The sequence below is a fragment of the Perlabentimonas gracilis genome (genome assembly GCF_011174675.1).
In the GTDB taxonomy this organism is placed as follows: Bacteria; Bacteroidota; Bacteroidia; order Bacteroidales; family Tenuifilaceae; genus Perlabentimonas; species Perlabentimonas gracilis.
The window spans coordinates 78,627-90,847 of sequence record NZ_JAANIG010000014.1; the positions used below are offsets into that span (position 1 = coordinate 78,627).

Below are 12,221 nucleotides of genomic sequence, written 5' to 3' on the forward strand. Positions count from 1 at the left end.
TTTTATTGGCATATATTAAAAATCAATTATAATGACAGAGACAAAAAAGAAAAAATCGCTTATCGACAAGTTCTTGAACATTGTCGAGCGGGGGGGGAACGCATTGCCTCACCCAGCATCGCTTTTTGGCATCTTTGCCCTACTGGCATTGGCATTTTCGGCTATTGGCCACTGGTTGGGGTGGGAGGTTATTCACCCTGCAACTGGTGAGGCAATCCGAACGGTGAACCTCTTATCTAAGGAGGGGCTAAACCGTATTATTGTCGATATGGTGCATAACTATACCAGCTTTGCCCCACTTGGCATTGTAATGGTAGCCATCATGGGGATTGGTATTGCCGAGGGTAGCGGTCTAATTGGCGCTCTAATTCGCAAGCTTGTGCTGGCCTCGCCTCGCCGCATACTAACCTTTGTGGTTGTGCTGGCGGGTATCCTTTCCAATACCGCCAGTGATATTGGTTACGTACTGCTAATTCCATTGGCTGCAGTAATATTTATTGCAGTGGGTCGACACCCCATAGTGGGTATGGCCGCCGCCTTTGCAGGTGTTTCCGGAGGTTTTAGCGCCAACCTGATTTTAGGAACCATCGACCCGTTAGTGGCTGGACTATCCGAGGAGGGCGCTCATATTATCGATGCGACTTACCACGTTAACCCAACAGCCAACTACTACTTCATGGTGGTGTCTACTTTTCTTATTGCATTCCTTGGAACATGGGTTACCGAAAAGTTTATAGCCCCTCGTTTTGGTAAGTACACTGGCGACGAGGTGGGGGAAACCATAGAGCCGCTTACCCCTCTTGAGCGTAAGGGTATCCGCTGGAGTTTCTACACTATGCTTATTTGGGTTGCCATTATCCTAATTGGAATTATTCCTGCCAGTGGTTACTTGCGTGGCGCCGATGGTGGGATACTATCATCTCCAGTAATTAAGGGTGTAATTGGTGTTCTATTCCTTGTTGCTGGTACTATGGGTATTGTTTACGGAGCAGTTACAGGAAAGTATAAAAACGATGGCGATGTGGTGAAGGGAATGACAGTTAGCCTTAAGTCCATTGCCAACTATATGGTGCTGGTGTTTTTTGCAGCCCAGTTCGTGGCCTATTTCAAGTGGAGCAACCTTGGGGTGATCTTTGCCATTAGTGGTGCCGAAATGTTGATTAAGGCTAACCTTGGGGTAATCCCTCTGATGCTGATGTTTATTTTATTGGCAGCCGTAATCAATATGTTTATGGGCAGTGCCTCGGCCAAGTGGGCCATCATGGCACCCATTTTTGTTCCCATGTTCATGCTGCTGGGCTACTCGCCTGAGCTCTCGCAGGTGGTTTATCGTATTGGCGACTCGGTAACCAATGTTATTTCACCCATGATGAGTTTCTTTGCGCTAATCATCGCCTACTTCCAAAAGTATGATGAAAAAGCTGGTATAGGCACAATAATATCAACCATGCTGCCCTACAGTATCTTCTTCTTTATAGGTTGGGCCATATTGCTAATTGCATGGATTCTCTTAGGCCTTCCCCTTGGTCCTGGTGCTGAGCTATTCTACGAACTACCAGCCGGGGTGCAAGGTTTCTAAAGCATCTTTTTGATATTACCGAGCCGTAAGCCAAGCAAAATTGCTTAAGTTTACGGCTCGTTTTCTTTACTGTGGATTTATTATATAAGTCTAAAGTCTAAAGTCTAAAGTCTAAAGTCTAAAGTCTAAAGTTTAAAGTCTAAAGTTTAAAGTCTAAAGTTTAAAGTCTAAAGTTTAAAGTCTAAAGTTTAAAGTCTAAAGTCTAAAGTCTAATGTTTAAGGTTAATAGTTAAATCGCAGACTGCTAAACCCTAAACCTTTACGCTGAGCTTGTCGAAGTGCTAAACCCTAAACCCTAAACCCTAAACCCTAAACCCTAAACCCTAAACCCTAAACCCTAAACCCTAAACGCTAAACCTTTACGCTGAGCTTGTCGAAGTGCTAAACCCTAAACCCTAAACCTTTACCCTGAGCTTGTCGAAGGGTCGAAGTGCTAAACCCTAAACAATAACTCCATATATGAATAATTTCCCCATAACCGATCCAGTAATCCAATCTATTGCAGTTGGTAATACACTTCCAGAAATTAAAAGAACTACCAATCTTTTTGTCGATTTGCTAGAGGATATTGTTGCGCAGCAACTATCAGGCAGGGTGGCCGACGTTATCTTTAAACGGTTTTGTAAACTTTTTCCTCACAACAAGCCTACACCAGAGCAACTTAATGGAATATCAATTGATGAGCTACGTGCTGTTGGACTATCGAATGCCAAGGCAAACTATGTGAGGAATATTGCTGAGTACGCTATGGGAAATACTCTTACGGTTGAGCATTTCGATCGCTTAAGCGATGATGAGATCATTAAGGAGTTAACAAGGATTAAAGGTGTTGGGGTATGGACAGCCCAAATGGTGCTAATCTTCTCGCTAAATCGACCCAATGTTTTTCCAATTGACGATTTAGCCATTCGGCTTGGGATGCAAAAGCTTTATGCCGTGGAGTTGGAAGGCAAAGCTCTAAAGCAAAAACTTGTTGATATTGCTGATGGTTGGCAGCCAAACAGAACCTTGGGAACTCGCCTAGTATGGGCGTGGGTAAATAGCCAAAAAAAGAGTGCGGTAAGGATGTAGCTACTAAACTATAACCCCCGATCCAATTAGCTCATCATCTAAATACCAAGCGGCAAATTGCCCCGAGGTTATGCCTCGCTGGGGTTGGGTAAAGGTTATGTACATTCCCTCTTCCTCTCTATGCAATCGGCCTTGTTGTAATGGCTGGCGGTAGCGAATTCTGATAAGAAAATCTTTGGCTTCGCCAATTTGCATAGCCATATCGGGTCGTACCCAGTGAATTTCATCCTTGGGTATTAACAATCCGCTGCGGTACAATCCGGGGTGATCTTGCCCTTGCCCAACGTAAACAATATTCTTGTCCACATCAATAGCCAAAACAAATAGGGGTTCGGGCGTTCCGCCAACATTCAGCCCCTTACGTTGCCCAATGGTATAAAAGTGTGCGCCTTGGTGTGTGCCTACCTTTTTCCCTGCCTGCGGATTATAATCGAAAGGAGCAGCCAAGTCCTTAAATGAGGATGAATTACCAGCAGTATCCTTGTTGATAAAATCTTTAGGAATTTCAATAATATCGCCTTTTTTGGCAACTAGCTTTTGCTGGAGGAAAACAGGAAGATCAACCTTCCCCACAAAGCATATTCCTTGCGAATCTTTTCGCTGTGCGGTGGCTAGCCCTAACTCGGTAGCAATGCGGCGTACCTCGGGTTTTATCACGTCGCCAATGGGAAATAACGCTTTGGTGAGCTGCTCCTGATTAAGCTGGCAAAGGAAGTAGCTTTGATCCTTGTTGGGATCGACACCCGCCAGCAGGCGGTAAACCGTTTTCCCGTTTACTTCTATTTCGTCCTTGCGGCAGTAATGGCCAGTAGCCACGTAATCTGCATCGAGCTTTAGGGCTGCTTTAAGAAATTCATCGAATTTGATCTCGCGGTTGCAAAGCACATCGGGGTTAGGGGTGCGCCCGCGCGAGTACTCATCGAACATATAATCGACCACACGCTTGCGATACTGCTCGCTTAGGTCAACCATTTCGAATGGAATGTTCAACTTGCGGGCAACCATCTGTGCAAAGTTGTAGTCATCGTCAAATGGGCAGTCGCCGTGTAGCACGCCAGTGGTGTCGTGCCAATTCTTCATGAATAGTCCAACCACATCGTAGCCCTGCTCTTTTAGCACGTATGCCGCAACGCTAGAGTCAACACCTCCCGATAATCCTACTACAACTCTTTTCACTCTTTGATATTTTTTTGCTGCGCAAAATTAGTATTTTTTTGTGTAGTTCCGAAAAAGCCTGTGCTGTCAACCTGTTTATATAAAAACATAAAACATTAAACAAAAGGGTTGGGATCTTTGTTTAAACAGAAAACTTATGCATTTTGAAAAAATGGTTATCTTCATCAACATATTTTAGCATGGATGTTTTTGACCTTTTCAATAGCAACTGATAGTTTTTTCTCTGCAATTAAAATGAGGTATAAATCAATATACTAATACATGAAAAAGGCTCTTGTAGTGGGAACAGGTTTGGGCGGATTAACCACCGCCATTCGCTTATCTGCGAAAGGGTATAAGGTTGAGATGCTCGAGAAGTATCATCAGGCCGGTGGACGTTTAAATCAGCTTAAGCAGGATGGGTTTACTTGGGATTTGGCGCCCACGTTCTTCTCCATGAGCTACGAGTTCGACGAGTTTGCTAAGAGCTGTAACCTGGAGCTTCCCTTCACCTTCTTCCCCCTCGATCCGCTTTACACCGTTAACTTTTCGGGAAACCCAAAAAAATATGTTATTCATAAAGATTTGGAAAAGCTGGCCAAGGAGTTTGAAGTGGTTGAGCCCGATTTTGAAAACAAGATGCGTGAGTATCTAAAAAAAACAGGCACTCTTTTTCACGATACGGAGAATAAGGTTATCCGTCGTAATTTCAGCTCACTAGTCGATTTTGCCGCCACGCTGGCAACGGTTCCGCTGAAGCACGGGCCACTGATGTTAAAGACCATGTGGAGTGAGATGAATAAGCATTTCTCATCGTATGAGGTGAAGGTGATTTTTTCGTTGGTGGCCTTTTTCCTAGGTGCAACTCCATTCGACACACCTGCAGTATACTCAATGCTTACCTACACCGAGCTGGTGCACGATGGGTATCACAACGTGCAGGGTGGAATGTACAAGATTGTTGAGGGGCTTGTGAAATTATTGGATGAAAGAGATATCAAAGTAAATTACAATACAGAAATTGTTGGCTATTCAGATAATGGTAAGGAGATTGATGGACTTATCGATAAGCAAGGGAAAAAATGGACAGCCGATTTGTATGTGGTTAATGGCGATGCCGCCTCGTTCCGTGGCGAGATACTGAAACGTAAAAGTCATAGTCCCGAAAAGTTGGATGGCAAAAAGTGGACTCTTGCTCCCCTTACAATGTACCTAGGGGTAAAGGGAAAGATTGATGGGCTGGAGGTTCATAACTATTTCCTTGGGCAAAATTTTGAGGAGTACAGCTCGGGAATCTTTAAGAACCGAGTAAGCCTCGAAAAACCTTATTACTACGTTAATGTGCCCAGTAGGGCAAATCCAGAGCACGCCCCCGAGGGTGCCGAGGCGCTTTTTATTCTGTGTCCAGTGCCCGACCTACGCTACAAGCCCAACTGGGACGATAGCGAAGAGATTGCCAATAATATTATAGCCGATCTATCGGAGCGAATAGATTTTGATATCCAAAGTAATCTGGTTTCAAAAACCATTCTAACTCCCCAAAATTGGGAAAAGATGTTTAACCTCTACCGAGGTAGCGGTTTGGGCTTGGCGCACGACCTGAACCAGATTGGTTACTTCCGTCCGCATAATACCGACGAGAAGTATAAAAATCTTTTTTACGTTGGGGCAAGTACCATTCCTGGTACAGGTTTACCTATGGCTGTAATAAGCTCGCGACTAACCACCGAACAAATTGTTAAGCGTTATGGATCTGTACAATAGCACAAGTTTAAGCTGCAGTAAGATTTTCACTACCGAGTACTCAACATCCTTTTCAAAGGCGGTATCGAGGCTGCATCCTTCCATACAGGATGATATATATGCTATATACGGATTTGTCCGCATTGCCGACGAGATTGTTGATACCTTTCACGATCATCCAAAGCGAGGTATGCTGGCCGATTTTAGGGAACAGGCATACCAATCCATAGATCAGAAGATTAGCACAAACCCAATACTTAACAGCTTTCAGCTGGTTGTAAATAGATACAATATCCCTCACGAGCTTATCGAGTCGTTTTTGGAGAGTATGCGTATGGATTTAGAGCAGCAGGAACACAACGACGAATCGTACAAAAAGTACATCTACGGTAGCGCCGAGGTGGTTGGCCTAATGTGCCTGAAAGTGTTTTGCAATGGCAACCAGCAGCTGTACGATGAGCTTACTCACCCCGCACGTAGCTTGGGAGAGGCATTTCAGAAGGTGAACTTTTTACGCGACCTAAAATCCGATTTTGAGGAGCGGGGACGCATCTATTTCCCTTCCGTTGATTTTACCAATTTCTCTGAGGAGGAAAAACGAAAGATTGAGGACGATATTGAGGCCGATTTGCAGAAATCGCTTGAGGGCATCCGTAAATTGCCCCGCAACGCCAAACTGGGTGTTTACATTGCTTATGTTTACTTTAGGGCTTTGCTTCTGAGGATAAAAAGGGTAAAAGCCTCAAACCTCATGAATGAGCGCATCCGCGTTTCTGACCTAAAAAAATATTTCTTGATGCTAAAAGCACGAATAGACGTAGCGCTTAGGATTGTGTAAAGTTAATAGAGTGTCTAAAGTTTAAAGTTTAAAGTTCAAGGTTCACCCTAAACACAAAACCTTTACGCTGAACTTGTCGAAGTGTTAACCCCTAACCCCTAACCCCTAACCCTAACCCCTAACCCTAACCCCTAACCCTAACCCCTAACCCTAACCCCTAACCCCTAAACCCTAAACCCTAAACCCTAAACCTTAAACAGTCATCTTCGCGCCCTAGCGTCTTAGCCTTCAAACTCAAAATCTACCTGCCACCCGTAACTCGTAACTCGCCACCCTTTTCCTTCCCAGTTTTCCATTTCTCTAAATTCTGCTACATTTGCAGAAAAATTTTTATGTTCGATTTTTCTGAAGCCACAATAAACGGAATTGCCATCCATAGGGTAGGCAGCAGAGCCCGCGAGGGCGAGCTGGTGCTGGCCAATAGCCTTGCGCACATTCACGATTCAAACCTGCTCAACCTGCTTAAGAATTACTTCTTAATGCCCTTTAAGCAGCCCGAGTTTTACAGCTTTGCGCACGGCTCGGACCTGTCGATGAACGAGGTGTACAGCTACTCGCAGCGACTGTTCGAGAATCAGGAACAGCTGTTGGAGCAGTCGGTAAATATTGCAAAGCACTTGTACCAAAGTAGCGGTCACCCTAACATTAAGGATGGTGAACTTTATGTGGTGTTGCTATCCGATTGCGTGGTGGAGGGCGAGCTGGTTGACGCCATCGGTCTTTTTAAGTCCGAAACCAAGGATACCTTTATCACCGTTCATCAGCTTTCCGATGCCTTTGAGGTGGAGCAGCATCAGGGTATCAGCATTCGCAAGTTGGATAAGGGGTGCTTGATATTTAATACCGAGCACGATTTTGGCTACAAGGTGGTGGCCATCGACAATATCAATAAAAATGATGAGGCTAGGTTCTGGAAGGAGGTTTTCCTTGGCGTTAAACCACGGGAGGACGATTTTTACCAAACCAGCAGCTACATTAACCTTTGCAAAGATTTTGTAAAGGACGTACTTGTGGAGGATCAAAAGGTCGAAAAAACTGAACAGGTGGCTTTGCTAAATAAAACCCGCGATTACTTTACCAAGAATGATTCATTCGATCAGCTGGAGTTTGAGGAGGAGATAATTCGTAAGCCCGAGGTGGTGGAGCAGTTCCGCGAGTACAAGGATAGCTATCAGGCCGAGATGGGGTGTAATCTTAAGGATTCGTTCACCATATCAACTGATGCTGCCAAGCAGGCCAAAAAGGTATTTAAAAGTGTGATAAAGCTCGATAAGAACTTTCATCTATACATTCACGGTGGCCGCGACAGGGTGGAGAAGGGGTACGATGATGATAGGGGTTTGAACTACTATAAGCTTTACTTTGATGCAGAGGGGTAAGAGGTAAAGTCGAAAGTCTAAAAGCACGCCCTGAGCTTGCCGAAGGGTCGAAAGTTAAAAGTCAAAGGTTTAAGGTTCAGTGTTTAAGGTTCAATGTTTAAGGTTCGTCCAAACTATAAACTATAAACTATAAACCATAAACCATAAACCATAAACCATAAACTATAATCCATAAACGCAGAACCCTAAACCGTCAAACAACCCTCGTTATACTTCGTATTCCGAGGCAACCAATCAACCAATCAACCAACCAATCAACTGTTAACGCGTATCGAATATGTCAACCAACGAAATAGTTTTTAGCCGAAACGTGGTGGAGTTTGCCGCGGTGGCAAAGGAGTACTGCGCATTTATCGAGAAGTGCACCGAGTTTAAGCGAAGCCAATTCATAAAGGTGGCCAATAGCTTACTGCCATTGCTATACTACAAGGCCTCGCTGCTTCCCGAAACTGAGCCTATTTACGAGGAGGGAAACCAGAAGTACGTAACCGAGGAGTACTACATAGCGCTCAACGAGCGCATTAAGCATTTTCTGGGCGAGCACGACGCATTTCCCGAGGTGTTCGACGAGCGCATTGCCGAAACCGATGAGCAGTTCTCTGCTAGCCTGGCCGAGTACCTGAGTGATGTGTATCAGGATTTGAAAGACTTTACAATGATATATCAGGGCGGACAGGCCGATGAGATGAACGATGCGCTGTGGGAGTGTCGCCTCAACTTTCAGGAGTTCTGGGGACTGCGCTTGGCCAACTCCATCAGACCAATTCACCAGCTAGCCTTTGGCGATATCGATTTGGATGAGGAGATGCCCGAAGAAACAAAACCCGAAACCGACGAAGATGTGGATACAAGCAATTGGTTCATCACACGTCGTCAGGACGAAATGGATAACGAGTAGGTATGGTATTTAAGGACGATATAACCAAGGAGGAGGTTAACCAGCTGCCCAAGGCAGTTTACAGTGGCGATATCTTTGTAATCAATTCCGAAGATGAGCTGCTTAAGCAGTTGCCCCGGCTGGCCAAGGAACGAATCATAGGTTTCGACACCGAAACCAAACCCAACTTTAAGAAGGGACAATCTAATGGAATTGCGCTTTTGCAGCTGGCCACACCCGAAATTGCACTTCTGATTAAGGTTAAGGAGACTGGTCTACCTAAAGATCTTGTTAAGATTTTGGAAGATAAATCTATTCTAAAGATTGGCGCCGCCATTCGCGACGATAATCGTGGTTTGCAAAAGGTAGGGCGTTTTATGCCAGCAGGTTTTATCGACCTGCAAAGTATAGTGTCCGAGTATGGTATCGAGAGCCTAAGCGTGCGCAAAATGGCAGCCATAGTGCTTGGACTTAAGGTCTCAAAATCGCAGCAACTTTCCAATTGGGATGCACCAGCTTACACCGAGGCACAGCAGCAGTATGCTGCCATCGATGCGTGGGTTTGCCGCGAAATTTATATAAAACTAATCACCAACAGAGTAAAATGATATACCCAAAGGTTTACCTTAAAAGCGGCAAGGAGCAGTCGTTGCAGCGCTTTCATCCCTGGATATTCTCGGGTGCAATTAAGCGAATTGATGGCGAGCCCGCCGAGGGCGATGTGGTGGAGGTTGTTAGCGCCAAGGGCGATTTTTTGGCTCTCGGCCATTTCCAGCCCGGCTCCATTACCGTTCGGGTGATATCGTTTGATAATCTTGAGATCAACAGGGAATTTTGGTTGACCAAGCTGCGCAATGCATTGAACTTGCGTAAATCGCTAGGTCTTTTCCCCAATCCAACTACCAATATTTTTCGCCTTGTACACGGCGAGGGCGATGGGCTACCGGGGCTTATTGTCGATATTTACGGCTCTACCGCCGTAATGCAGGCGCACAGCTCGGGAATGGCCCTAATGCGTAGCACTCTTGCCGAGCTTATTATTGAGGCGATGGGAGGAGCCGTTACATCGGTGTACGATAAAAGCTCTGGCACGCTTTCGCCCAAATCGCCTTCTGAGGCTGTGGATGGTTATTTGGTTGGTGAAGCAAAAAGTGATGAGCTTTTCGAAAATGGAAATCGTTTCCTAGTATCGTGGGAGGAAGGACAGAAAACTGGATTTTTTGTCGATCAGCGCGATAACAGGGCGTTAGTGGGACAGTATAGCAAGGATGCCAAGGTACTCAACGCGTTCTGCTACACAGGTGGATTCTCGGTTTACGCTGCCCGTGGCGGGGCCAGCAGCGTGGTGAGCGTGGATAGCTCGCAGAAGGCGATGGACTTAACCACGCAGAATATGTTGGCCAACTTTGGCCAAAACCCATCGCACGTTTCGGTTTGCGCCGATGTATTCGATTTCCTTAGAGATAATGATGAGGTTTACGATGTGATAATCCTCGACCCGCCAGCATTTGCCAAGCATCGAGGGGCGCTGAACAATGCCCTTCAGGCATACAAAAGACTTAATGCCGCTGCGTTCCGTAAGCTGAAACCCGGTGGGATTCTTTTCACCTTCTCGTGCTCGCAGGTGGTTACGCGCGAAAACTTCCGCAATGCGGTATTCTCGGGGTCAATTATTGCCAATCGGAATGTTCGGATTATGCATCAGCTAACACAACCTGCCGATCACCCAATAAATATTTATCATCCTGAGGGGGAGTATCTGAAAGGCTTGGTACTTTATGCAGAGTAGTTTACCTGACGAAAACCCAAGTATTTCCTTTGGTTTGCTCTGGGCTAAAAATGTAACCCTCCTCGGCAAAGGTTTTTAGGTGCTCTACCTTTTCCAACCGGTTTTTAATGGCAAAGCGGGTCATCAGCCCACGGGCTCGCTTGGCGTATATGGCAATGGTTTTTAGCTCGTTGCCTTTATGCTCCTTAAAAACCGGCGTAATCACATTCCCTTTCAACTTCTTTAGGCTGATGGCCTTGGCGTACTCGTTGGAAGCCAAGTTTACCAAGGTATTCTCGCTGTCGGTTTCCAGTAAGTTGTTAAAATAGTTGGTAAGTCTATCTTGCCAGTATTCGTAAAGGTTCTTGCTCCTTTTTATGTCGATTTTAGTACCCATCTCAAGCCTGTAGGGTTGCATCAAGTCCAATGGCCTAAGTACACCGTAAAGCCCCGAAAGTATGCGAACCATTTGCTGGGCAAACTCCAGATCGCCCAAGGTAAAATCCTTTACATCAATTCCTTCATAAACATCGCCCTTAAAGGTTAGCAGAGCTGGATAGCTATTCTTTTCGTCGAATGGTAACTGCCACTTTAGGTAGCGCTCGTAGTTTAACCGGGCCAAATCTTGGCTAATGCTCATAAGCTCTTTTAAATCGTCAATTTTGAGTTTACGTAGCCTGTTTACCAAAACTTCCGATTGCTCCAAAAAATCGGGTTGAGTAGTTCTTGGTTTATGGTTTACCTCAATGCTGTCGAGCGTTTTCGAAGGGGAGAGTATTATTATCATTTAAATCTATAGTTTACGAGTCTGTAATTCAATACGATGATAAAAGCCTTACCACGGCAAATTTAGCATCATCAGAATACAAACAAAACTCTACAATTTCAGTTCAACGCATGTAGTTGAATAATTCTAAGCAGCAACTACTGCTTGCCGTATGCTGGTCGGGTATTATATCTTTTCCGGGCTTCCTTTGGGTCAGCATCCAGAGCAATATAAATGGTGGTTCTGTTATCAATAACTACTGCCTGCATTTTGGTTAGGTCTGGTGCTTTGTTGATGTGCTGTTTCTTTTCATACATTTTAGTTTTCCTTTCGTTAGGTTACGATTTATATTTATATCATTTAATGTTAATCCAAGAATTGTTTTGCAGGCTAAAGCAGGGATAGTTTTGAGGCTATTTGCAATTCCTGTTTTGTCTTTGCCGGCTTTAATATTGGGCTTGAGCTATCACCTTGGTTAGAAAATGCTGATTTTAAGGCGAGAACTCACCAAATGTAATCATTTTATATCATTAAAACTAATTTATATTTTATGAATATCCGCTAATGTGCCTAAAATATTATATTTGTACAAAATTTATTGAAAATGAATTTTATAGATTTTGTAAAGCAGCATCCTGATGAGAAAAGTTGCATTCAACATTTCAGGAGAGTTAAGGAGGAGAAAGGCATTGTTTGTGCACGTTGCGGACATACTTCTCACTATTGGAACAAGGCTCATAAGTCTCACGATTGCAAGGAGTGTGGCTACAGAACCACGTTGCGAAGCGGAACAGTAATGGAATCCTCCAAGTTGCCATACCAGTACTGGCTCTACACGATTTACCTTATGTCTATGACCAAGAAAGGCATATCTGCTGCTGAAGTGCAGCGCCAGTTGGGTCATAAACGCTATGAGCCGATTTGGACGATGATGCATAAAATTAGAGCCATCATGGGACTAAGGGATGACAAGTACGAAATGGACGGCGTAGTGGAATTGGACGACGCTTTCTTCAAAACGCACAACGATGAATCTTCCGATGAA

Annotated in this window: 12 protein-coding genes; 9 read left to right on the forward strand and 3 right to left on the reverse strand. The window is 44.7% G+C overall.

Translation table 11 applies throughout. From position 1 onward, the window contains the following. Positions 1–31 precede the first annotated feature (31 nt). Together G8O23_RS08170 and G8O23_RS08175 are read left to right on the forward strand one after the other, a co-directional pair. Entirely contained in the window at positions 32–1,579 is a 1,548-nt protein-coding gene (locus G8O23_RS08170; RefSeq protein WP_166363622.1) for an AbgT family transporter, read from the forward strand. Positions 1,580–2,038: 459 nt separating this feature from the next. Next, positions 2,039–2,650 carry a DNA-3-methyladenine glycosylase family protein gene (locus tag G8O23_RS08175; RefSeq protein WP_166363624.1) on the forward strand — a complete coding sequence of 204 codons (612 nt, stop codon included), beginning with the start codon at positions 2,039–2,041 and terminating at the stop codon, positions 2,648–2,650. A gap of 3 nt (positions 2,651–2,653) precedes the next feature. Here G8O23_RS08175 and mnmA read toward each other — a convergent pair whose 3' ends face one another. Beyond that, on the reverse strand, positions 2,654–3,826 hold the full coding sequence (gene mnmA / locus G8O23_RS08180) for a tRNA 2-thiouridine(34) synthase MnmA (protein ID WP_166363626.1): 1,173 nt from the start codon (positions 3,824–3,826) through the stop codon (positions 2,654–2,656). Positions 3,827–4,087: 261 nt separating this feature from the next. On the opposite strand from mnmA, the gene G8O23_RS08185 reads away from it, so the two are divergent. From G8O23_RS08185 to G8O23_RS08210, 6 genes are all read left to right on the forward strand, one after another. Continuing rightward, positions 4,088–5,569 carry a phytoene desaturase family protein gene (locus G8O23_RS08185; RefSeq protein WP_166363628.1) on the forward strand — a complete coding sequence of 494 codons (1,482 nt, stop codon included), beginning with the start codon at positions 4,088–4,090 and terminating at the stop codon, positions 5,567–5,569. After that, positions 5,553–6,386, forward strand: coding sequence for a phytoene/squalene synthase family protein (locus G8O23_RS08190; RefSeq protein WP_166363630.1), 834 nt, complete (start codon positions 5,553–5,555; stop codon positions 6,384–6,386). Before G8O23_RS08185 ends, G8O23_RS08190 begins: the two co-directional genes overlap by 17 nt. Before the next feature lie 332 nt (positions 6,387–6,718). After that, positions 6,719–7,765, forward strand: a complete 1,047-nt coding sequence (locus tag G8O23_RS08195; protein WP_166363632.1) for a nucleoid-associated protein — start codon at positions 6,719–6,721, stop codon at positions 7,763–7,765. Between the two features lie 277 nt (positions 7,766–8,042). After that, positions 8,043–8,663, forward strand: coding sequence for a DUF5063 domain-containing protein (locus G8O23_RS08200; protein WP_166363634.1), 621 nt, complete (start codon positions 8,043–8,045; stop codon positions 8,661–8,663). Between the two features lie 2 nt (positions 8,664–8,665). After that, complete coding sequence (locus G8O23_RS08205; RefSeq protein WP_166363636.1) at positions 8,666–9,250, forward strand: 3'-5' exonuclease; 585 nt, start codon at positions 8,666–8,668, stop codon at positions 9,248–9,250. Then, entirely contained in the window at positions 9,247–10,431 is a 1,185-nt protein-coding gene (locus G8O23_RS08210) for a class I SAM-dependent rRNA methyltransferase (protein WP_219932472.1), read from the forward strand. Before G8O23_RS08205 ends, G8O23_RS08210 begins: the two co-directional genes overlap by 4 nt. Position 10,432: 1 nt before the next feature. Here the strand turns inward: G8O23_RS08210 and yaaA are convergent, their stop codons facing one another. Both yaaA and G8O23_RS08220 read right to left on the reverse strand, forming a co-directional pair. Then, positions 10,433–11,197: a peroxide stress protein YaaA gene (gene yaaA / locus G8O23_RS08215; RefSeq protein ID WP_166363637.1), complete on the reverse strand. Its 765-nt coding sequence runs from the start codon at positions 11,195–11,197 to the stop codon at positions 10,433–10,435. 137 nt (positions 11,198–11,334) lie between these two features. Further along, positions 11,335–11,493 (reverse strand): hypothetical protein, encoded by a 159-nt coding sequence (locus tag G8O23_RS08220; RefSeq protein ID WP_166363639.1) that lies wholly within the window; start codon positions 11,491–11,493, stop codon positions 11,335–11,337. A 479-nt stretch (positions 11,494–11,972) separates the two neighbouring features. On the opposite strand from G8O23_RS08220, the gene G8O23_RS17695 reads away from it, so the two are divergent. Then, the coding region (locus G8O23_RS17695; RefSeq protein WP_394351920.1) for an IS1595 family transposase at positions 11,973–12,221 on the forward strand (249 nt) is incomplete at its 3' end.